This window comes from Rhodococcus sp. NPDC057297 (assembly GCF_042667435.1).
In the GTDB taxonomy this organism is placed as follows: Bacteria; Actinomycetota; Actinomycetes; order Mycobacteriales; family Mycobacteriaceae; genus Rhodococcoides.
In genome coordinates this window covers 615,550-635,426 of sequence record NZ_JBHUZE010000004.1, presented here as the reverse complement: position 1 = coordinate 635,426, position 19,877 = coordinate 615,550, and the positions used below count along the sequence as shown (strand labels likewise).

Below are 19,877 nucleotides of genomic sequence, written 5' to 3'. Positions count from 1 at the left end.
CGCCAGAAACTCGACTGCACCTACGACGAGATCAGCCTCGACGATCTCACCAAGGAAATGGCAGGCGGCGACGAACTCGAAACCCTCACCCACGAGCTGAGGCGCTGAGTCACGTCGCAATTCGGCGACATCGCCGCGCTCGACCGGGTCGGCCCGCTTGTCTCTCACCGGAGACAAGCGGGCCGACCCATTTCTCGTACGCAATACGTACGCGCATCCGCCGTGTACGCGTCGGTGTCGCGCGATAGGTTCCCTGACACGAGGCCGACGAACACTGGCGGTGAGGCGAGCATGAGCGACTATCCCGATGTGCCGGAAAGCATTCTGAATGTCATCAGAACGGTGTGTTCGAGGTTGCCGGAAACCGTCGAGGAACGTGCGTGGACGGGGGTGCGCTGGCGAGTGCGTACCCGGACGTTCGCGCACGTGTTGGTGGTGGAACCGGGCAGGCCGGCGTCCTACGCCGACGCTGCGGGACTCGTGGAACCAGCCACGGTGTTGACGTTCCGATCCGAGGCGCCCGAACTGGACGTGCTGCTGCGGTCCGGGCCGCCGTTCTTCGCGACGCCGTGGGGTCAGGACACGGTGGGGATGCTCGTCGACGACGCCGACGAGGACGAACTGTCCGAGCTGCTCACCGACAGTTACTGCCTGCTCGCTCCCCGGAAGTTGGCGGAATCGGTGGATCGTCCGGGCACCTGAGTCGTGCCGGTGACACACTCGAAGACATGACATCGTTCCCCGTACTCGACCTGACCCCGGACGAACTGCTGACCACGACCCGCACCGTGCGGAAGAGATTGGACCTCACCCGTGAGGTCGACCCGAATCTCGTTCGCGAATGCCTGGAGATCGCGTTGCAAGCACCGTCGGGTTCCAACCGGCAAGGGTGGCAATGGATGGTCGTGACCGACCGATCGCTGCGCGCGCAAATCGGGGAGATCTACCGCCAGGAAGTCGAGAAGTACCTGGCGTCGCGAGCGTCGGCGGCAAGACTGTTCGCCGATGATCCTCAACGAGCACCGGTGCAGAAGCGAGTCGGAGACAGCGTGGCCTGGCTGGGCGACCACATGGGGGAGGTACCGGTTCTGCTCATCCCGTGTATTCGCGGTGCCGTCGAGCTTCCGGCAGGTAACCAGGCCGGCCTGTGGGGATCGCTGCTGCCGGCTGCGTGGAGCTACGCGCTGGCGGCCCGCGCGCGTGGACTCGGCACGGCGTGGACGACGCTGCATCTGTCCCGTGAAGCAGAGGTCGCAGAATTGCTGGGTATCCCGCAAGGCTTCCACCAGGCCGCGCTGATCCCCACCGCGTACTTCACCGGTGAGACGTTCAAGCCCGCCCCGCGCGAACCGATCGATTCGGTTCTGCACATGGACAGGTGGTAGACGCCGGTGGTGAGGAGGGCTCAGCTACGTGCTCGGCGCGCGAGCTCGACAGTGGCTGCGCGAAGGTCGTCGATCCTGTCTATCGGTGACGCGTAACCGACTCTCGTGGTGGCGTTTCCACGAGGTGTGGTGACGCTGAGATCGAGGCCGTACCGATCGGCTGTCGTGCATGTCGCGACGGTTGCGTCCGGATATCCGCCGAGGTTCTGCGCCATCGCCAGCAGTGAATCGGCATGGTCCTCGTTGAGGTGAGAGATCGCGTTCGCCGCTCCGGGAGTCACCGGATCCGGAGTGGCTGCTTCGTAGTCGTCGGCTGTGGCCGAGTCCATGCGTCCGTAACCTCCCACCCATCGGGCTCGTTCGACTCGAAGCACCCACAGTGAGAAGTCGCTGTAATCGATGTAGTACTTCGCCGCGGGCACAGCATCCATGTGTGCGGCGCGGGCAGCGTCGAGTTCGGATCCGATGGGAGCGTCCACCCGGCCCGCAAGCGTGACCCGAGAGATCGCCAGCGGGTCACTCGCAGTTTCCGGCGCGACGATCGAGACACTTGCGCGTCGATCACCGTGCAGGTTGCGCCCGTGTTCGGCCATCCGAGAAACACACAACACGGGCGAGCCACCCAGAAGTCCGTAGGTGACGTACGACGCCCACGGATCACCGTCGGCGGTCAGGCTGGCGAGCGTCGCGATGTTGGTCGATGCAGCGACGGTGCGAGCTTCCTCTGCGGGCGTCGGTCGGCGGACGTCCTCCACGTCGACGAGCGGGGGAGGAGTGGACGGTGCATCGCCTGGGTCGCCATGATCGAGTGCCATGTCGGGCAGTCTACGGAGTCGCCGTGTGGCGCGGGCAACTCCATGACGCCGTTTGGAGACCGGCCCGTCTGGGCATGTCAACGCCGTGATGAGGGTGTTACGCACCAACCGGACGGTGCGAGCGGTAATGGCGGCGATGGGGTTGTTCGTGGTGGTCGCTGCGATCTGGGCCGGCGTGGGGTATGTCTACGCCGACGACAGGAAAGCGGCGTCGGCGACGACGGTCGGTTTGTGCGTGCTGGGTGTGGGGTGGCTTCTGGTGGCGCTGGCCGTGACGATCAAACTGGTTCGGCTCAAGCTGAGGCGCAAGGCCAGCACCGACGAGTAGTCCGGGGTCACCCCGGATCAGGTCGTCGATTCCGCGCTGAGTCGAAGTCCCGAAGTCCCGAAGTCCCGAAGTTACCGACACTCGAACTCACGTACGTCGGCGGAGAGAATTGCTGCCTGCTGACCGGCATCGGGACCCGAGCCACGAAACGCGTGAAGATGCTCGACGTCGTCCCACCTCTCGTAGATGTCGATACGCCCGCTGTCGAGCAGGTCAGCCGCAATGGAGAAGTCCAAGCACCCTTCCGATTCCCTGGCCAGCCGCACTACATCCACACACCCGGCCAGGTAGGAATCTCTGGAGTTCGCTTCCACGGTGAGGTGCCCAGCAACGATGATCATGTGGGTACCGACATCGCGGTAGCCGAAAACTCATCGCCGAGGAGCAGCCGTGCGGGCACGAAAGATCGTCACCAACCTCACCGTCGCCGACATCGATGCAGCGAAGGGTTTCTACGAGCAGTTCCTGGGCCTGGAGACCCAGGAATTCAGTCTCGGATGGGTGGCACGGTTCACCGCACCCGACGGCGACGCCAGCGTCCAGCTCGTCACCCGTGACCGGACCTCGCCTGTCGACTCCGTGATGTCGGTGATGACCGACGACGTCGACGCCGCGTACGACGAAGCCGTCGGCGCCGGGTACGAGATCGTTCATCCGGTGACGGACGAGCCCTGGGGCGTGCGGAGGTTTCTCGTCCGCGCGCCGGACGGAAACGTCGTGAACATCGTCCGTCACCACGGCGACTAGGCCTTCACCCGGCGACTAGGCCTTCACCCGGCGAGTAGGGCTTCACTCCTGTACGGACTCCAGTACCGCCAACGTGCGGGTCGCTCTGGTCATCGCGACGTAGCGATCGACTGCGCCCTCGATGCCGCTGCCGAACGCCGCCGGTTCGACGAGGACGACCAGATCGAACTCGAGCCCTTTGGACAACGACGGAGTCAACGACCGGATGCGATCGGTCTCACGGAACGTCGCGGCTCCGATGACGCATCCGATGCCGTCCGGGTTGTCGGCGAGCCAACGCTCGGTGATCGACGCGAGTTCCGACGGGTCCCCGTACGTCACCGGGACACCGCCGGCCCGAATGGATGTGGGTACGTTCGCGTCGGGGAGCACTCGTCGAATCTCGGGTTCGGCGACGGCCATCACCTCCTCCGGGGTGCGGTAGTTGATGGTCAGTTCCTGGATGGTCACGCCTTTCGTGTCGGTGTCGGTGACGCGTCCGATGCCCACTCGTTCGAGTCGGTCCATCCACGTCTCGGTGAATCCGCGGCGCGCCTGCGCCCGGTCGCCGACGATGGTGAAGCTTCCGGACGGGCAGCGCTGCACCAGCATCTGCCATTCCGCGTCGGTCAATTCCTGTGCCTCGTCGACGACGATGTGCGCGAACGGCCCGGCCATTCGGTCCGGCTCGGTGTGCGGAAGCACGGAATCGTCGACCAAGGCATCGCGAATTCCGTCCTGCCGGAGTTGGGCGTACAGGCCGTCCTCGTCGTCGAGCTGCAGGAGTTCCTCGACGACCCGGTCCATCCGCCGTCTCTCGGCGGCTGCCGCGGCCGCGCGTCGGCGCAGGATTCGCCCTGATTCGGGGTCGCCGAGGCGGCGACGGGCCGCATCCAGGATCGGAAGATCCGCCGTGGTCCATCGAGAAGGGTCGCTTCGCTGCAGAAGTGCGACCTCTGCCGGGGTCAGCCACGGCGCGCACAGACGCAGGTAGGCGGGTACGGACCACAGATCCGCCACCAGGTCGGCCGCCTCGACCGACGTCCACGAATTGTCCAGAGCTGCACGCAGTTCGTCGTTGGCCTGAAGCGACGCACGGACCTCGGACTCCGGGGCCTCACCGACGTACTTGTCGACGAGGATGCTCACCAAAACGTCCCACACGAGCTCCCGAGCGTCGTTGTGCGGCGTCGTCGAATCGGCGGCGTCGAACGCTTCTTTCCAATCGGTAGCCGAGAGGTGAAGATCCGCCCACTCCGTCTCCACCGTCATCGGCTTCGTGGGGGGCTGCTCGTAGAACCGAACAGCTCGTTCGACGGCCCCGACCATGTCCACCGATGATTTAAGCGCGGCGACGGCCTGGTCGTCCTCGGTTCCCGCGGTGTCGCCCTCGGCCACGAGGTCGGGCAGCGTGCACGTGAGCACGCCCTCCTCACCGAGGCTGGGGAGGACATCGGAAACGTAGTTCAGGTACGGCTTGTGTGGTCCGACGAAGAGCACCCCGCCCCGATTGTGGCCGAGCCGCGGATCCGAATACAGCAGGTAGGCGGTGCGATGCAGCGCCACAACGGTTTTGCCGGTACCAGGACCGCCGTCGACCACGAGCGCACCGTCCGATCCTGCTCTGATGATCGCGTCCTGGTCCGCCTGGATGGTGCCGAGAACGTCACGCATCCTCGGAGACCGGGTGGTTCCGAGGCTTGCGATGAACGCGGACTGGTCGTCGAGGGCCGCCGATTCGGTGCCGTCGCCATCGGCGAACACCTCGTCCCAGTAGTCGGCGACGCGCCCGTTCGTCCATCGGTACCGGCGGCGTCTGACCAAGCCCATCGGGTTTCCGTGAGTGGCCCCGAAGAACGGTTCGGCAGCGGGGGAGCGCCAGTCGATCACCAGCTGCTCGCCCGCGTCGTCGAGCAGGCCGACGCGACCGACGTAGATCGGACCGGAACCGTCGGCGGGTTGCATGTGCCCGAGACACACATCGAGGCCGAACCGCCGTAGAGAGCGAAGGCGTTGGGTCAAACGGTGGACTTCGAAGTCTCGTTCCATTGCTTCCTGACCCATCCGCCCGCTGGACCTCCGCGTGGCATCGAGCCGTGCCGTGGCGTCGGCGATCGACGACGTCAGGCTGGATTCAATTGCTGCGAAGTGCTTTTCGTCTTCCCGGATCAGTTCAGCTGCGGCCTTCCGAGCCCGGTTACCGGTCAGGTCGAAGGCCGAGGTCGACGTGTGGTCGCTGGTCGAGGGTGGCATGCGCGCACGCCTTTCGTTCCGGTGAGTGTCAGGTTCGATGCGCTATTCTGCGGCACTACCGGGGTCTTGCCACAAGCCCATGGGTGCGCTATATCTTGATAGTGGAAGAGACAGGTCGTCTTGATTCCGTTCCAGCTTCGATCGGCAACCTGATCACACTGGGGTAACACTGCTTACGGTGGTCGACACCAAGGGGCCGTGCCTCGAAACCACCGGCAAGCGTGGGTGCCGCAGTAGTTTCAGGCGTTCTTGGGGGTACGCATCCGCGAAATCACGAAGACCACTACGGCGAGCGACACCGACACGACGACGACCTTCTGCAGGATCCCGGCGTATCGCTCCACGAGATGCCAGTTCTCACCGAGTTGATAGCCGGCGGTGACGAAGACGGTGTTCCAGATCAGACTGCCGACCGTGGTGAGCAGAACGAATTTCACCGGCCCCATCCGCTCGATTCCGGCCGGTAGCGAGATGAAGCTGCGAAACAGCGGGATCATGCGGCCGAGCAAGACTGCCTTCGAGCCGTGCTGTGCGAACCATTTCTCCGAACGATCGAAGTCACGGGCTTGGATCAGTGGGATTCGCACGACCAGCGCGCGAGTACGTTCCCGCCCGACGATCGCGCCGACGGCGTAGACGACGATCGCACCCAGAACCGACCCGAGCGTCGTCCAGAAGAGCGCGGCGCCGAAGGAGAACACTCCGCTGCTGGCGGAGAAACCGGCGAGAGGCAGGACCAGTTCACTCGGGATCGGCGGGAACAGGTTGTCTGCTCCGACGACGAGGGCTGCCCCGGGGCCACCGAGAGTATCCATCAGGTCCACCGCCCAACCGGCGAGCCCGCTTGGAGGTTCCGCTTCGCTGGCGGCTGCAATCAACAAGTGGGACATGATATTTCTCCTCGTTCGTAGGTGACGTGGCCCTTCCAGGAAGTTCTTCCTGGAGGGACACCGAGAACGCTAGGAGTGCCGGGCCTGCAGGACATCGGGGTCAGCCGTCGATCGTCGCGGCGGTACACCCCGTGCACATAGTGCGGTTTTCCGCAGTGTCGAGACCGGATCTGCTCGGTTACTCTGCATGCGTGCCGGGGAACCACGTCGAGTACCCACCCGAGCAGGCGGATCGTATCTCCGTCAGCTCGCTCATCGGGCGATGGCTGCTGGCTCTGTCGGGAGTACTGCTCGGTGGTTTCACGTCGGTTGCGGGCTTGCTCTACATCGCGGTGGCGTCGGTTGCCCTCGTCTCAGTGCACGTGCTCGGAAGGCGTGGGGAGCTCGTTCGTGCCGCCGTTGCGGAGGGTGCGCTGACGTTGACCGCGCTCGAGATTCGGAGGATCATCCGCTTTCACGGTCGGTTACGGACAGACGCACTCACTTCACGACGATGCCGAACTTATCTTGGAATGCGTTGGGCGATAGGACTACTCGGAATCGGTGTAATTCTCTTGCTTGTGCTGTGTCTCGCTGTGGCCGGGTCCATGCTGTCTGCATGGCTTCTCAACGGCGGTTGGGGCTTGATCGAGAGTTCGAACCGAGTCGACGCACTACTCGTGGCAAGCGCGGCCCTGCCTGGAATCCTGTTGACCTTCGTCGCTGCCGTCGGGGTGGTAGGGGTGGGGTCGCTGGACCGATGGTTCGGCACTCGAGTCCTGGGACCGCAGTCCGACAGGTTGCTGCGCCACCGCGTCGCAGAATTGACGAGCAGTCGGGATCGTGTGGTCGATGCCATCGACGACGAACGGCGCCGAATCGAGAGGGACCTGCACGACGGTGTGCAGCAGCAACTGGTCGCACTCGGAATGCTCATCGGCCAGGCACGTCGCGCCGACGAACCCGGCGAGCTACTCGATCGCGCTCGGGCGACGGCGCAGGAAGCGATCGGTGAACTGCGCGAAGTCGCCAATCGGGTGTACCCGATTGCCCTCGATCACTCCGGTTTGCACCAGGCGCTGGAAACGATGGCCGAGCGGGCCACTGTTCCAGTCCGAATGACGTACGAACTGAAGGAGAGGGTGCGGCCCGCGGTGGAAACGGCACTGTACTTCGTGGTCGCGGAAGCGGTGACCAATGCAGCCAAGCACGCATCCGCTCAGGTGGTGAACGTGGCTGTCACTCGCCAGAAAGTCGAACGCGTACGTGTCGTCGTCACCGACGACGGTGCCGGAGGAGCGGATCCTTCGGGCACCGGTCTGTCCGGGTTGGCTCGGCGCGTCGCGGCGTTGGACGGCACCTTGACCGTGGACAGCCCCGTGGGCGGACCAACCGTCGTGACTGCGAGCGTCCCATGCGGGTGATGGTCGCCGAAGATTCGGCCTTGCTGCGCGAGGGATTGGTGCGCATGCTCGCCGTCGAAGGCCACGATGTGATCGCGTCCGTTGCCGATGCGAACGCACTCCTGGATGCCGTCGAGAAGAATCGCCCGGACATTGTCGTCACCGACGTGCGCATGCCCCCGGATCACACCGACGAGGGTCTGCGGGCTGCACTGACCATCCGCGCACGATGGCCCGATGTCGCGGTTCTCGTCCTGTCCCAGTATGTAGAGACTCGCTACGCGGGGGAGCTGATCAGCGGTTCCGACGGGAAGGTCGGGTATCTGCTCAAGGACCGCGTGGTCGAGATAGACGAATTTTTGGACGCCCTGAATATAGTTGCCGACGGCGGAACCGTGTTCGACCCCGAGGTCGTGCGACAACTGTTGTCGCGCACCAGTAAATCGAACCCCGTGGATCGACTCACTCCGCGCGAACGCGACGTGCTCGAACTGATGGCTCGGGGCTTCACCAACGCGCGGATCTCTGCCGATCTGTTCATCTCCGTCAGTTCGGCCGAGAAGCACATCAACTCGATCTTCGAGAAACTCGGACTGTCGAACTCCGAAGGCCTCAGCCGTCGCGTCGTGGCCGTCGTGACCTACCTCCGCAGCTGACGATCGGTATCGGGGCCTCCGATGGTTCACCGAGGCATGCGCTTCCCAGTGTGCCCACCGAGTGGTATTCAAGAAGTGCGCGCAAGCTGGTCATCACACAGAACATCACCATCGACGGCGTCATCGAAGCAACCGACGATTGGTTCACCCAGGCCGGCAGCGACCCGGAGCTCGACGCGGCATTGGCGGCTCAACGCGACGCCTCGGACGGCTTCCTGGTAGGCCGAGTGACCTTCGAAGGTATGCGTGACTACTGGGGGCCGAAGACCGACGACACAACCGGGGTGACCGATCATCTGAACCAGGTCGCCAAGTACGTCGTGTCCACGACGCTGAAGGAACCCGGGTGGGCGAACTCGACCGTATTGTCGGGTCCGCTGGTCGACGAGGTGACACGCATCAAGGAGACGATCGGTTCCGACATCGTGTGCACCGGAAGCATCACGTTGTGTCGCAGTCTGATTGCGTCGAGTCTCGTCGACGAGTACCGATTGTTCGTGTATCCGTATGTTCGTGGTCACGGCGAACGGTTGTTCGACGGTGCACCATCGATCGGATTGCGCTTGTTGGAGTGCCGGGCGTTTCCATCCGGCGCATCGTTGATGCGTTATGCGTCCCCGTCGTGACGTAGAGGTACGGTGTACGGTCTGCCGAACTGCGTGGAGACACCTGGTGCATACAACACCGAGTCCGGTGGACTGTCGGACACGTTCGGAAGTCCCGCTGCACCGAGGAGTTGGTCGTCGCAGTGGGTGACGGCGGCGTCGTAGAGTTGCCAGCGGCGATGGACATTCGGCACGTACAGAAGCCGTCCTGCCAAGGAAGTGTGCAGACCCCAACGCGCGGTGAGGAATTGAGCAAGTGGGTCGTCGGACATGTCGCAGGAGCCACGATGCACTCCGAAACTCGTGGTGCTTCCGCGCTGCGGCGGCGCGAGACGATCGCTTCGATAGGCGATCGACGTCTCGTCGTCCTCGATGGTGATCGACGCCCAGCGATACGGAACACCGACGAGGTTGGTCCCGGCAACCACCGCGAGACGGCTGGCTTCGAGCGATCGGAACACCACACCGCGCCTGCCGTTCGTGTCCACCGAGTACAGCCGAACGTTGATCTCGGGAAACGTACCGAAATAGGGGACAGGACGCTTGTATCCGAATCCGGCGCCCACCATCCGAAACCCGATCAGTCCGACCCACGACGTGCCGTCGAACTCGTCAGGGACAGTGCCTGCAGGTAAGAGCGGCGCAACACGCTCACTCGGAACGCGCCAGTGCAAGAACACCAGGCGTTCCCAGCGCTGGTCCATGAGAATCGGGCGTGGTAACAGCGGGGGCCTCGGCCACAGTCGTCGTCCATCGTCGGGATTCATTTGATCAACAGTAGGCGGGTACATCCGCGCTCAACCGAAAACTTGCTCGGCGCCTCGGTTCGACGCTCCAGCCGATTCGGACTCGGTCGTCATGCGTCGATCCACGAACCTGAGGGTCGATCGGGGTACTGCCGGTCGCCTCCGCCGTGCTGTAGTCGGCGGATCGGAATAGATGCGTGCACTATTCGTCGACCCGGTCGCCCTCTTGGATGTTCCCGAACCATCCAGCGCTGCGATCGAAGAGACATTCGGTCCGATTATCATTTGGAACCGTGCCCTCGAACCTCACCAGGGGTGGTTGGCGTAAGGGGGAGTAGTCTCCGCATTCGTCGAGCTTGCGGTGCACTCGCTGGCGCTTCGAATCGCGTGCGGCGAAGATTCCACGACAGGCCTGCACCGCCAACGAGCCGGAGGCGCGCCGCATCGTCCGTCACGGCAGGTCGCGTGTCGTTGTGGTGAGCACCCATTCGATAGCGGTGGTCACTGCATCGCGTGATGCCGGCGAATCGTCGAACATGTCGAATCCGTGAGTGCCCTTGGGTAGGTCGATGATGTCGAGTTCCGCTTCGGCTTCAGCTGCGGCCGTGATGAAAGCGTCGACGCCGGCGATGAATTCCGGTCGCTCTCGCCCCACCTTGGTGAGCAAGATCGGGAGCTGGCCGACGCTTCGGACCGCATCGACAGGGTCGACGTGCGGATCGACGCCCCATTCCGGGACGGTGTCCAGCACCGGGTAGGTGAGAGCGATGCACGTCAGCCACGATGGCGGGTTCCTCAGCCAATCGGTAGTGAGCAGTCCGCCTCCGGAGAAGAACCAGAGGGCGACCCGGTCGCGGTCCACTCCGGGTAGCGTCCGGGCGAGTTCGACGCCAGCCGCGACTTCTTCCGCAGCTGTTCTGCAGTGCGCCAGGGTGTCCATGTGATGTTGAACGGTGACTCCGATGGCACCTCGCTCGGCGACGATCGACCCGTAGCCCACAAACATGGGGTGGTCCCGTGGTCGCCAGTCGTCAACGTCGGGAGGGCGTGGCCCGCCGTGTACGAAGACAACTATCGGCTGTTTCACACGCGCTGGTTCGGGTGATTCAGCCGACCGATAGACGTCGATGGTGTCGTGGCGTTCTCGGTGCGCCTTGGGTGTGGGAAGTATGAACGGGTGTTGGCTCATTCAGTTCCTTTCATCGGATTGCGGTTCGATTGCAACCGCAAGTTTCGAGATCGCAGCACTGCGGACGGATGTGGACGTGACTTCATGGTGCAGGTGGATGAGACAAGGCGGCGTTATCAGAGTGTGAATCCCAGAACTCGGCCGAGCAAGCGCTTCTTCAACGCACGGGTGCATGTTGAGTCGTACGTGAACGGTGGCGGCGGTCGAAAGATTGGTCCGATGCAACATGCAGCACTTGAAATGACATAATGTAGATTATCGGCAAAACGACGACCACTGGGTAAGCCGGAATAGCCACTCAGTGATCGACCAACCACTCAGTGATCGACCAACCACTCAGTGATCGACCAACCCGTTCAGGTGGACACTGCGCCGCGCCTTGGATCGGATCGACGATCGACACGACGATGCCGTGCCCCGGCTGATACCTTCATCGTCCGCGTGCAGCCATGCGAAATGTCTCCTCATGGCAGCGCGACCTCCGAGTCGGAACCCTTGGCCGCTTCCCTGTAACTCTGCCACTCTCCGTTATTTCGTCACAGTGACGAAACGTACAGGTTGTCGCGGACGCCGTCACGCGTCGAGTCATGTCGTCCGGTATGCGCGAGGCAGAACGAACCAGAATCCGATCATGATCACCGCGACTATGACGGCTGCCGGTAATGCCGCACTCAGGCCGAGGACTATCTCGAATGTCAAGGCAACAGCTCCGATCAACGTGATACCCAGCATCACGATGCCGCTGATCGCGAGCGTGTTGCCCACTCGCACCAGCACACCGATCGCACGCTGACGAAACAGCAATCGATGCATGCCCACCGGCGCAACCAGCAGTATTGTCGCGAGAATCGACGCCGATACGGTCACGAGATACACGATGTGGCCCGCTGAGGAGAGATCGTCGAACCGACCCTGGAACGGCAAGGTGAGCAGAAATCCCGTCAGCAGCTGGACGCCGGTCTGGACGACTCGTAGCTCCTGCAACAGTGCGAGCCAGTTTCTGTCGAGCTGCTGGGTGGGAGTTTCGTTGCGCGCCTTGCCGTTCCATTCGAGGTGATCCGGATCCTCGTCAGTGCTCATTGCATCAGACTAGCTGCGGAGACTACTCAGAGTTCGAATTCGCTGGGGTCGATTCCTACGGCGAAGCACGCGTTCTTGACAGCGGCTTTCTCGTGATCGTCGAAGTGTCCATCGGCACCGCCGATGATGATGCCGATCTGGATCACCGCGCGAGCTTGATCCGGTTTGCCCTTCAACTTGGCGATCGTGGCAGTTGCCTCCACCTTGCCGAAGTCGAAATCACCGGCAAGCTTGTCGCAGTACCAGTCGAACTTCTGGCGAAGCTCCTCGGCGGGGAAAACTTTGAGAGCTTCGTTACCGGAGATCAGTGCCGCAGTCTTCTGCCGCTCGGCCGGATCGATGCTGCCATCGGCCGCAGCGATCAGCGCGCACATCGCCATACTGCCGTTCGCGAATTCCTTGTTCTTGAACTGGACGGTCTTGGTCTGCAACTGCCCGTTCAGTTCGGTGGCCTTCGCCTTCAACTGGTCCCAGAAAGCCATGACATTCCTTCGCTCGCGTTGCCTGGACCGCACTCTCCGTGCGGTCGCCACCATTGTGCCCGTCGGTCGACCGGTTTGCCGGAATCGCCTCCGCGATCTCGGCGAGCAGTCCGTGATCTCTGTGCACGACTTCGGCCCCGACAGAATTCGCCGGCAGTAGGATCGGCGCGTGAACCTCGAGGAGTACGTGTCCAAGGACGCAACCGAACTCGCATCCCTGGTGGCGGCCGGCGAGGTCACCGCGTCAGAGTTGTTGGAACTGGCTCGCCGACGCGCCTACGACGTCGACGGCAAGCTCAACTCGATCGTGGCTCGAACCGATTCCGCAGCAGACGACGCGGCGCAGACGCTCGGCCGCGGACCGTTCGCGGGTGTTCCGTTTCTGCTGAAGGACCTGGCACAGGAATACAAGGGGTACCCGACGTCCTACGGGTCGCGTTCGCTTGCCGATGACATCGCGACCGAGAATTCGTTGATCACTCAGCGATTCCTGGACGCAGGTCTTGTCGTCTTCGGTAAGACCAACACACCGGAACTCGGTGCGAAGGGCGTCACGGAATCGGACTACTGGGGTCCGGCACGCAATCCGTGGAACCTGCACCGAACACCCGGAGGTTCGTCGGGTGGTTCGGGTGCGGCCGTTGCCGCCGGGATCGTTCCAGCGGCCGGCGCGAACGATGGCGGCGGTTCCATACGAATACCGGCCGCATGCAACGGTCTCGTCGGACTGAAGTTGAGTCGGGGGTTGTCGCCGTACGGACCGCAGACCGGCGAAATCATGTTCGGGATGGTCAGTCAGGGCGTCGTCAGCCGAACGGTCCGCGACAGTGCGGCGCTCTACGACGCCATCGTCGGCCCGGACCCGAATGCCGGCTATCTTGCCCAGTTCCCGACCGAGCGATTCGCCGACGCCATACGCAGCCGCCCGACCGGTCTTCGAATCGGGTGGTCCACGTCGTCGACCGTGAATCCGTCACCGCACCCGGAGGCTGTAGCGGCCGTGGAACACACGGCCGCGCTGCTGGAAGAACTCGGCCACCATGTCGAAGAAGTTCCTCAGCCGTACGACGACTGGGCACTGTCACGTGACTTTCTGACGATCTGGTTCGCGCAGGTGTACGCGCAGGTAGCCGAGATCAAGGCCAGGACCGGCGCAAAGAATTCCGATTTCGAGGCGGACACGCTCGCCGTGGCCGAGTACGGCCGCCACACCGGATTCGTGGCCCCGGTAGCAGCGCTCGAGAACACGAAGGTCTACACGCAGTCGCTCGCAACGTTCCATCGAAAGTTCGATTTTCTCCTCACTCCGACCTTGGCTACTCCCCCGCTTCGAATCGGTGCTGCCTCGACTCCGCCGCTGATGCAGCGAGCGGCGCGAGCGGCCGGTGTTCTTCGCGCCGGAAGGATCATGGATCTGACAGGGATTCTCGACGATGTCGTCCAGAACAACCTCGGGTGGGTCCCGTACACCCAGCTCGCCAACGTCACCGGCCGACCTGCAATCAGTGTCCCGGTCCACTGGACCTCGGACGGTTTACCGCTCGGCGTCCAATTCGTCGGACACCTCGGCTCCGACGGCGCTCTCCTTCGGCTTGCTGCGCAGATCGAAGAGGCTGCTCCGTGGATTCACCGCTTTCCTGCAACTGACACGCCCGTCTGAGGAACGCGCCCGTTTGACGGGTGCGGGCTCCGGTTATCTCGTGTCCGACAGCGATGCACACAGCCGGACACGAGACGAGGAGAAGACATGGCGGCCGACGAGTCCAATAGCTCTCAGCCTCAGCTGAAGGACGAGGACCTCTACGAGAAACTGCGCGAGGAGGGCAACTCCAAGGAGAAGGCAGCGCGGATCTCCAATGCCGCTGCCAACGAGGGTCGTTCCACGATCGGCGCGAAGGGCGGCGAATCGGGCTCGTACGAGGACTGGACCGTCGACGAGCTGAAGTCACGCGCCAAGGAACTGGGTATCGAGGGGTACTCCGACCTCAGGAAAGCAGAGCTGATCGACACGCTCAGGGAGCACTGACCCCGGACATCGGCCCGGTGGCGGCCTCAACTCCGGAGATACGCCAAGATATTCGGTGTAACCGCATCGGTGATGTCCTGGTACGCATCGTGCTTGGTCAGGAACTTGGCCACCAGCGGGCACACCGGAACGATGCGACGTCCTTGCGCACGGACATCGTCGAGGGCAGCAGTCACCAGAACCGAACTGAGACCATGGCCGGCGTAGGCGTCGTCGATCTCGGTGTGGAAGAAGATTCTTTGCTCGCCATGGTCACGAAACTCGGTGAACCCGATGACGTGTCCGTCGAGTACGAGCGTGTAACGCCGCCCGTCCGTATCTTCCGAGACGACCACCCGATCGCGGATATCGTGCTGCTCGTTGCTCATCATTTCCCTTTCGGCGAGGTCGTATCGGCGTGCGGACGAACCTGATGCCGACTCACGATGGAGATTCGATTGAACGCATTCATCGCTATCGCGACCCAGCTGACGGCGGCTACCTCGACCTCGGTCAGAATACTGCTTGCTGCTGCGTAATCGCGGTCCTGATCGACGGAACCAGGAAGCCGAGTCACGGACTCGACCAAGGTGAGCGCAGCGCGCTCCTTGTCGCTGAACAGTGTCGTCTCGCGCCACGCAGGCAGCACCGCGAGCCGCTGAGTGCTCTCGCCGGCCTCCAGCGCAGCGGTCGAGTGAACGTCGAGGCAGTAGGCGCACCCGTTGATCTGAGACACGCGGACGTTCAGCAACTCGACGAACCGTCGATCCATCCCCGCGGTGCCGGTCGCAGTACGAACAGCTTTGGCGACTGCCAGTTGAGCTTTGAACACGTCTGGATTCGCTTTGTCCAGCAGGACCCGGCGAGGATTGACTTCGGACAACGGATCCCTTTCGACGATGCGGTGGACGTGCGAGGTCAACGATAACCCATGTAGTTGACGTCGCAACTACATGGTGGAGATCTGAAGTCGACGTCGGTCAGCGCAGCCGCTCGGCATCCCGAGCGAGAGAGACGAGATCTCCGCACAACCGCGCGAGCTCGTCCACGCCGGCCCCTTCGGCCACAGCCGTCGCGACGTCCTCGGCTGCGCATCGAACCTCGAAGTTGCGGTCGATCAGCGCTGATGCCTCGTCCGCACTCAGCACCACGGCGTCCTCGGGGATCGACGTTCCCTTGACCGCCGACCTGTGTTCGTAGGCCCGCTGCCGACACGACTGCCTGCAGTACCGCCGGCGCCGCCCCATGCCGCCGTCGGCGACGTCCCGCCCACACCAGGCACAAGCGTGCACGCGACGCGACTTCACCGACATGCCGACGAGCCTACGACGGTGTGGCGGTAGAATGGCGCAAACGTGTCTGCGGGTCGGCTCGTGTCGTGCGAACGTCGGTCCCGTGGCCGGGAACGATTCGCCGCGCCGGCGCGTTGTACATCCGTGAGTCGAATGCAGTGCGCGCTGCGGACGAGCACGCACTATCGAGGGAGAGGACGCCACAATGGCAGATCGAGTACTACGAGGTAGCCGACTCGGCGCCGTGAGCTACGAGACCGACCGCGACCACGACCTTGCGCCACGCCGCGTTGCGCGTTACCGCTGCGACAACGGTGAGGAGTTCGATGTCCCGTTCGCGGACGACGCCGAAATCCCCGGAACGTGGCAGTGCCGTAACGGTTTGGAAGGCTCACTCATCGAGGGCACCGCTCCCGAGGCCAAGAAGGTCAAGCCGCCCCGTACCCACTGGGACATGCTTCTCGAGCGTCGGTCGGTCGAGGAACTGGAAGAATTGCTCAAGGAGCGTATGGACCTGTTGAAGGTCAAGCGCCGCGGCGCCTGATCCAGGGAAGTTCCCGAGAAACCGCACTTGCCGAATTCAAAACATTCGGCAAGTGCGGTTTTTTGCGTTTGTACGGAACGAAAGTCCGTTTGCTTCACTCACTGACTGCAATAGAGCAACATTCGTCACCTCGGAAGTGAATTCAGGCGGACGAGATGCGATTATTGTTGACACGATTCGTTCGATCTTTCGCAGGTAACGGTCCCTCGGGACGATGCGATCAACAATCGAGCGAATACACGAAACAGTCGCAGTTCCGGACTGCTGAACGAGGGGGCAACTACACGTGACCGACGAGCCCGGCAGTCAACTCGAATCGCTACGCGGTGAGCTCGATGCTCTCGACGCTCGTATTCTCGAGTCCATTCGGCACCGCATCGAAATCTGCTCGAAAGTTGCGTTGGTCAAGCGCGAGTTCGACATTCCGATGATGCAGCCCGGCCGTGTCGGGGTGGTACAGGACCGCGCACGCGCATTCGCCCGCGAGCACGGGTTGTCGGAAGATTTCCTGACCTCCGTCTACGACCTCCTGATCGGCGAAGCATGCCGGGTGGAGGACCTCATCATCGACGACCTCGAGAGCACCAGTGCGGACGTGTCCGTCGGCGAACGTGGCCGGTGATGACACCATGCCCGTGCGAACCCTCCTGATCGACAATTACGATTCGTTCACCTACAACCTCTACAGCTTGCTGTGCGAGGTCAACGGGATCGAACCTGTCGTCGTACGCAACGACGTCGACTGGAATTCCCTGCCGCTCGGCGATTTCGACAACGTCGTCGTCTCCCCCGGACCCGGCCGTCCGAGCACACCCCACGACCTCGGCATCAGCGCGCGAGCGATCACCGAACTCGACCTACCGATCCTGGGCGTGTGTCTCGGTCACCAGGCGTTGTGTCATCTTCTCGGCGGCGAGGTCGACCTGGCACCGACACCGATGCACGGCAGGCTCTCCGACATCACCCACGACGGAAGCGGTCTGTTCGCCGGTATCCCGTCGCCGTACTCGGTCGTGCGTTATCACTCCTTGACGGCCACAGCCCTGCCCGACGAGCTCGAGGCGTGCGCGTGGACCGACGACGGCCTGGTCATGGCCGTCCGTCACACGTCCCGTCCCATGTGGGGCGTTCAGTTCCATCCGGAGTCGATCAGCACCGAGTACGGACGCGAACTACTGTCCAACTTCCGCGACCTCACTCGCGAGACCATGCACGCTCCCCCCGCTCCCCCGCGGTCTCGATACTCGATCGAAAGCCGTTGCATCGAGGGAACTTTCGACACGCAGAGAGTGTTCGAACTTCTGTATGCGACCGGCCCCAACGCGTTCTGGCTCGACGGAAGCTCGGCAGTGGAGCCGGGTTCACGGTTCACCATCATGGGTGACTGCTCGGGACCTCTCGCGGAGTACCTCACCTATCGCGTGGCCGAGCGTCGTGTCGACGTACACCGGCCCGACGGTTCGATGGAGTCGTTCGACTCGACGTTCTTCGACTACTTGAACGGCCAGTTGCAGCAACGTGCCGTGCCTGCTTTGCACGACCTGCCTTTCGCATTCGGGCTGGGGTATATCGGCTATCTCGGGTACGAGCTGAAAGCCGACGTCGGCGGTCAACTGGTACATACCTCCGCGACACCGGACGCATCGATGGTCTTCGCCGACCGTGCACTTGTGTTCGACCACGAGGCCGGGAACTGTTACGCACTTGCACTGGTGACCGAATACGGCGACGCGACGACGTCGGCCTGGTTCCAGACCGTGGCCGACGCCTTGACCTCGATCGGCGAGGAGGTCGAGAGCGCCGAGCCCGAGCCTGTTCCTTTGCTTGCGCCGGAATTCGAGACCGCCCTCCACCTTCGGCACGATCGGGAGAAGTACCTCGGGCTCATCGAGCAGTGTCTTGCGGACATCACGAGCGGTGAGACCTACGAGGTGTGCCTGACGAACGTCGCGACCCTCCCCGGTCCCATCGATGCCTTGGAAACGTACACGTATCTGCGAGAAATCAATCCGACTCCATACAGCGCGTTTCTCGGTTTCGACGACCTGTCGGTCGCGAGTGCCTCTCCCGAGCGGTTCCTGCGAATCGACGCCGACCGAGTGGTCGAGTCCAAGCCCATCAAGGGAACCCGTCCGCGGGGCAGCACTCCCGAACAGGACGAGCGTCTTCGGTCCGATCTGGTCGGAAACGAGAAGGACAAGGCCGAGAACCTGATGATCGTCGACCTGGTTCGTAACGACCTGGCGCAGGTCTGCGTGCCGGGTTCGGTCCACGTGCCGAAGCTGTTCGACGTCGAGACCTACGCCCCGGTACATCAACTGGTCTCGACGGTGCGTGGACGGCTACGCGACGACGCATCCGCGGTGGACTGCATCAGCGCCGCTTTCCCGGGTGGCTCGATGACGGGTGCACCCAAGATTCGGACCATGGCGATCATCGACAAGCTCGAAGACGGGCCACGTGGTGTCTATTCCGGTGCGATCGGCTATTTCTCGTTGACCGGTTCGGCCGACTTCTCGATTGTCATCAGGACGATCGTCTCCACCGAACACGAGGTGACGTTCGGTGTCGGCGGCGCGATAGTCGCGCTGTCGGACCCGGAAGAGGAATTCCAGGAGACGATGGTCAAGGCGGTGTCGATGCGTCGCGCGCTCGCGCACGGCACGAAAAGGGAGGACCGTTCCGGCGAGTGACGCCGGCCCGGTCCTCCCGTGGAGATTCGATGCCTGGCCGAATACGTCGGCCCGAGGAATCTGCCGAATACGTCGGCCCGAGGAATCTGCCGAATACGTCGGCCCGAGGAACCTACGGTGTCGTGAAGTACTCGAACACTGCGGGCTGCACATTCGGGTTTGCGTTGACGGTGCCGATGATGGTTCCGGCCACGACACCGATGGCGGTGCCGATGATGCACCCGGCAATGAAGTTCGGGAAGATCGACACACAACCGATTGCGAAGCCGAGGCCGGCGCCGACTGCGGTTCCGACTGCTCCGCCGCCGGTGTATCCGATCACGATCTGATTGATCATGTTGTCGAACGCGGCTTGCTTGCTGACCGGTCCCGCTGCGTCGTTGATCAACGACGCGGGTTGCGGGGTCAGGAGCAATTGCCTGTCCCCCACCACTGCTGGGGCGATCGAATATGTCGCGCCGTTCACGGAGTACGTCAGAGGCAGGCTTGCAAGAACCGTCCCGGAGTTTCCCACGACGTCCACCGAATTGTCACTGCTGTCGATACGGAACGCACCCGCGTCGAGGACGGTGCTGACGGATCCATCCGTCGTGACAGAGGTTTCGTAACCCACGGATTCGGTAGGGTCTGCATTCGCGGTGCCACCGCCGACAGCGATTGCCACCGACGCGACCGCGAGAACGGTCGCTGCCGTCGTCGCAACTGATTTCCTTCGTTTCACAGGTATCCCCAGACCGTTGTCGAACCACTGTTACCGGACGCCCAATGGTATTCCTCGGTCGTCCCTTTCAGAAGAGAAAAGCACT

At 63.0% G+C, this 19,877-nt stretch carries 24 protein-coding genes and 1 pseudogene; 13 read left to right on the top strand and 12 right to left on the bottom strand.

Annotated features, from left to right (window positions below; translation table 11 throughout):
• The 3 genes and pseudogenes from ACFULT_RS16290 to ACFULT_RS16280 form a co-directional block, all read left to right on the top strand.
• Positions 1 to 108 (top strand): annotated as a pseudogene (locus ACFULT_RS16290) (sugar ABC transporter ATP-binding protein); the annotation flags it as partial.
• Positions 109 to 291: 183 nt separating this feature from the next.
• Positions 292 to 702 (top strand): MmcQ/YjbR family DNA-binding protein, encoded by a 411-nt coding sequence (locus ACFULT_RS16285; protein WP_037110734.1) that lies wholly within the window; start codon positions 292 to 294, stop codon positions 700 to 702.
• Between the two features lie 26 nt (positions 703 to 728).
• Positions 729 to 1,385, top strand: a complete 657-nt coding sequence (locus ACFULT_RS16280) for a nitroreductase family protein (protein WP_378481894.1) — start codon at positions 729 to 731, stop codon at positions 1,383 to 1,385.
• A gap of 20 nt (positions 1,386 to 1,405) precedes the next feature.
• On the opposite strand, the gene ACFULT_RS16275 is transcribed toward ACFULT_RS16280, so the two are convergent.
• On the bottom strand, positions 1,406 to 2,200 hold the full coding sequence (locus ACFULT_RS16275; protein WP_378481893.1) for a HugZ family protein: 795 nt from the start codon (positions 2,198 to 2,200) through the stop codon (positions 1,406 to 1,408).
• A 115-nt stretch (positions 2,201 to 2,315) separates the two neighbouring features.
• On the opposite strand from ACFULT_RS16275, the gene ACFULT_RS16270 reads away from it, so the two are divergent.
• Entirely contained in the window at positions 2,316 to 2,528 is a 213-nt protein-coding gene (locus tag ACFULT_RS16270) for a hypothetical protein (RefSeq protein WP_230594364.1), read from the top strand.
• Between the two features lie 71 nt (positions 2,529 to 2,599).
• Here the strand turns inward: ACFULT_RS16270 and ACFULT_RS16265 are convergent, their stop codons facing one another.
• Positions 2,600 to 2,869, bottom strand: coding sequence for a putative quinol monooxygenase (locus tag ACFULT_RS16265; protein ID WP_037110740.1), 270 nt, complete (start codon positions 2,867 to 2,869; stop codon positions 2,600 to 2,602).
• 49 nt (positions 2,870 to 2,918) lie between these two features.
• Here ACFULT_RS16265 and ACFULT_RS16260 point away from each other — a divergent pair, with 49 nt between their 5' ends.
• Positions 2,919 to 3,275: a VOC family protein gene (locus tag ACFULT_RS16260; RefSeq protein WP_037110742.1), complete on the top strand. Its 357-nt coding sequence runs from the start codon at positions 2,919 to 2,921 to the stop codon at positions 3,273 to 3,275.
• A 42-nt stretch (positions 3,276 to 3,317) separates the two neighbouring features.
• On the opposite strand, the gene helR is transcribed toward ACFULT_RS16260, so the two are convergent.
• Both helR and ACFULT_RS16250 read right to left on the bottom strand, forming a co-directional pair.
• The gene (gene helR, locus ACFULT_RS16255; RefSeq protein WP_378481892.1) at positions 3,318 to 5,507 is read right to left on the bottom strand and encodes an RNA polymerase recycling motor ATPase HelR; all 2,190 of its coding nucleotides are present in this window, start codon (positions 5,505 to 5,507) and stop codon (positions 3,318 to 3,320) included.
• Between the two features lie 239 nt (positions 5,508 to 5,746).
• Positions 5,747 to 6,397 carry a DedA family protein gene (locus ACFULT_RS16250; protein WP_378481891.1) on the bottom strand — a complete coding sequence of 217 codons (651 nt, stop codon included), beginning with the start codon at positions 6,395 to 6,397 and terminating at the stop codon, positions 5,747 to 5,749.
• Between the two features lie 191 nt (positions 6,398 to 6,588).
• Here ACFULT_RS16250 and ACFULT_RS16245 point away from each other — a divergent pair, with 191 nt between their 5' ends.
• From ACFULT_RS16245 to ACFULT_RS16235, 3 genes are read left to right on the top strand one after another with little or no spacing between them, the layout of a single operon-like run.
• On the top strand, positions 6,589 to 7,800 hold the full coding sequence (locus ACFULT_RS16245; protein ID WP_378481890.1) for a sensor histidine kinase: 1,212 nt from the start codon (positions 6,589 to 6,591) through the stop codon (positions 7,798 to 7,800).
• Positions 7,791 to 8,435 (top strand): response regulator transcription factor, encoded by a 645-nt coding sequence (locus ACFULT_RS16240; RefSeq protein ID WP_037110748.1) that lies wholly within the window; start codon positions 7,791 to 7,793, stop codon positions 8,433 to 8,435. The genes ACFULT_RS16245 and ACFULT_RS16240 overlap by 10 nt, the downstream gene beginning before the upstream one ends.
• 50 nt (positions 8,436 to 8,485) lie before the next feature.
• Positions 8,486 to 9,061 (top strand): dihydrofolate reductase family protein, encoded by a 576-nt coding sequence (locus ACFULT_RS16235; RefSeq protein ID WP_378481889.1) that lies wholly within the window; start codon positions 8,486 to 8,488, stop codon positions 9,059 to 9,061.
• On the opposite strand, the gene ACFULT_RS16230 is transcribed toward ACFULT_RS16235, so the two are convergent.
• From ACFULT_RS16230 to ACFULT_RS16215, 4 genes are all read right to left on the bottom strand, one after another.
• A complete protein-coding gene (locus tag ACFULT_RS16230; RefSeq protein WP_378481888.1) occupies positions 9,043 to 9,807 on the bottom strand; it encodes a YqjF family protein in 765 nt (254 codons plus the stop codon). The genes ACFULT_RS16235 and ACFULT_RS16230 overlap by 19 nt on opposite strands.
• A gap of 430 nt (positions 9,808 to 10,237) precedes the next feature.
• On the bottom strand, positions 10,238 to 10,792 hold the full coding sequence (locus tag ACFULT_RS16225) for an alpha/beta hydrolase (RefSeq protein ID WP_241483804.1): 555 nt from the start codon (positions 10,790 to 10,792) through the stop codon (positions 10,238 to 10,240).
• A 768-nt stretch (positions 10,793 to 11,560) separates the two neighbouring features.
• Positions 11,561 to 12,055 (bottom strand): DUF6328 family protein, encoded by a 495-nt coding sequence (locus ACFULT_RS16220; protein ID WP_037110757.1) that lies wholly within the window; start codon positions 12,053 to 12,055, stop codon positions 11,561 to 11,563.
• Between the two features lie 26 nt (positions 12,056 to 12,081).
• Entirely contained in the window at positions 12,082 to 12,537 is a 456-nt protein-coding gene (locus tag ACFULT_RS16215) for a tellurite resistance TerB family protein (RefSeq protein WP_037110759.1), read from the bottom strand.
• A 169-nt stretch (positions 12,538 to 12,706) separates the two neighbouring features.
• Here ACFULT_RS16215 and ACFULT_RS16210 point away from each other — a divergent pair, with 169 nt between their 5' ends.
• Both ACFULT_RS16210 and ACFULT_RS16205 read left to right on the top strand, forming a co-directional pair.
• Positions 12,707 to 14,197 (top strand): amidase, encoded by a 1,491-nt coding sequence (locus ACFULT_RS16210; RefSeq protein ID WP_378481887.1) that lies wholly within the window; start codon positions 12,707 to 12,709, stop codon positions 14,195 to 14,197.
• An 87-nt stretch (positions 14,198 to 14,284) separates the two neighbouring features.
• A complete protein-coding gene (locus ACFULT_RS16205; protein WP_378481886.1) occupies positions 14,285 to 14,563 on the top strand; it encodes a Rho termination factor N-terminal domain-containing protein in 279 nt (92 codons plus the stop codon).
• A gap of 26 nt (positions 14,564 to 14,589) precedes the next feature.
• Here the strand turns inward: ACFULT_RS16205 and ACFULT_RS16200 are convergent, their stop codons facing one another.
• From ACFULT_RS16200 to ACFULT_RS16190, 3 genes are all read right to left on the bottom strand, one after another.
• Positions 14,590 to 14,931: a GNAT family N-acetyltransferase gene (locus ACFULT_RS16200; protein ID WP_037110793.1), complete on the bottom strand. Its 342-nt coding sequence runs from the start codon at positions 14,929 to 14,931 to the stop codon at positions 14,590 to 14,592.
• On the bottom strand, positions 14,931 to 15,425 hold the full coding sequence (locus ACFULT_RS16195; protein WP_378481916.1) for a carboxymuconolactone decarboxylase family protein: 495 nt from the start codon (positions 15,423 to 15,425) through the stop codon (positions 14,931 to 14,933). The genes ACFULT_RS16200 and ACFULT_RS16195 overlap by 1 nt, the downstream gene beginning before the upstream one ends.
• 97 nt (positions 15,426 to 15,522) lie before the next feature.
• Complete coding sequence (locus ACFULT_RS16190) at positions 15,523 to 15,855, bottom strand: hypothetical protein (RefSeq protein ID WP_037110764.1); 333 nt, start codon at positions 15,853 to 15,855, stop codon at positions 15,523 to 15,525.
• A gap of 184 nt (positions 15,856 to 16,039) precedes the next feature.
• Here ACFULT_RS16190 and ACFULT_RS16185 point away from each other — a divergent pair, with 184 nt between their 5' ends.
• From ACFULT_RS16185 to pabB, 3 genes are all read left to right on the top strand, one after another.
• The gene (locus tag ACFULT_RS16185) at positions 16,040 to 16,378 is read left to right on the top strand and encodes an RNA polymerase-binding protein RbpA (protein WP_026348228.1); all 339 of its coding nucleotides are present in this window, start codon (positions 16,040 to 16,042) and stop codon (positions 16,376 to 16,378) included.
• 286 nt (positions 16,379 to 16,664) lie between these two features.
• Positions 16,665 to 17,000 (top strand): chorismate mutase, encoded by a 336-nt coding sequence (locus ACFULT_RS16180; RefSeq protein WP_037110766.1) that lies wholly within the window; start codon positions 16,665 to 16,667, stop codon positions 16,998 to 17,000.
• 7 nt (positions 17,001 to 17,007) lie between these two features.
• Positions 17,008 to 19,071, top strand: coding sequence for an aminodeoxychorismate synthase component I (gene pabB / locus ACFULT_RS16175; RefSeq protein WP_378481885.1), 2,064 nt, complete (start codon positions 17,008 to 17,010; stop codon positions 19,069 to 19,071).
• A 112-nt stretch (positions 19,072 to 19,183) separates the two neighbouring features.
• On the opposite strand, the gene ACFULT_RS16170 is transcribed toward pabB, so the two are convergent.
• Entirely contained in the window at positions 19,184 to 19,792 is a 609-nt protein-coding gene (locus ACFULT_RS16170; protein WP_019667657.1) for a hypothetical protein, read from the bottom strand.
• Positions 19,793 to 19,877: the final 85 nt, after the last annotated feature.

Coding starts and splice junctions, on each gene's coding strand:
- ACFULT_RS16200 (WP_037110793.1), bottom strand. CDS start 14,931: ATGAGCAACGAGCAGCACGATATCCGCGATCGGGTGGTCGTCTCGGAA.
- helR (WP_378481892.1), bottom strand. CDS start 5,507: ATGCCACCCTCGACCAGCGACCACACGTCGACCTCGGCCTTCGACCTG.
- ACFULT_RS16285 (WP_037110734.1), top strand. CDS start 292: ATGAGCGACTATCCCGATGTGCCGGAAAGCATTCTGAATGTCATCAGA.
- ACFULT_RS16240 (WP_037110748.1), top strand. CDS start 7,791: ATGCGGGTGATGGTCGCCGAAGATTCGGCCTTGCTGCGCGAGGGATTG.
- ACFULT_RS16230 (WP_378481888.1), bottom strand. CDS start 9,807: ATGAATCCCGACGATGGACGACGACTGTGGCCGAGGCCCCCGCTGTTA.
- ACFULT_RS16265 (WP_037110740.1), bottom strand. CDS start 2,869: ATGATCATCGTTGCTGGGCACCTCACCGTGGAAGCGAACTCCAGAGAT.
- ACFULT_RS16250 (WP_378481891.1), bottom strand. CDS start 6,397: ATGTCCCACTTGTTGATTGCAGCCGCCAGCGAAGCGGAACCTCCAAGC.
- ACFULT_RS16190 (WP_037110764.1), bottom strand. CDS start 15,855: ATGTCGGTGAAGTCGCGTCGCGTGCACGCTTGTGCCTGGTGTGGGCGG.
- ACFULT_RS16205 (WP_378481886.1), top strand. CDS start 14,285: ATGGCGGCCGACGAGTCCAATAGCTCTCAGCCTCAGCTGAAGGACGAG.
- pabB (WP_378481885.1), top strand. CDS start 17,008: ATGCCCGTGCGAACCCTCCTGATCGACAATTACGATTCGTTCACCTAC.
- ACFULT_RS16220 (WP_037110757.1), bottom strand. CDS start 12,055: ATGAGCACTGACGAGGATCCGGATCACCTCGAATGGAACGGCAAGGCG.
- ACFULT_RS16215 (WP_037110759.1), bottom strand. CDS start 12,537: ATGGCTTTCTGGGACCAGTTGAAGGCGAAGGCCACCGAACTGAACGGG.
- ACFULT_RS16275 (WP_378481893.1), bottom strand. CDS start 2,200: ATGGCACTCGATCATGGCGACCCAGGCGATGCACCGTCCACTCCTCCC.
- ACFULT_RS16185 (WP_026348228.1), top strand. CDS start 16,040: ATGGCAGATCGAGTACTACGAGGTAGCCGACTCGGCGCCGTGAGCTAC.
- ACFULT_RS16280 (WP_378481894.1), top strand. CDS start 729: ATGACATCGTTCCCCGTACTCGACCTGACCCCGGACGAACTGCTGACC.
- ACFULT_RS16225 (WP_241483804.1), bottom strand. CDS start 10,792: ATGTTTGTGGGCTACGGGTCGATCGTCGCCGAGCGAGGTGCCATCGGA.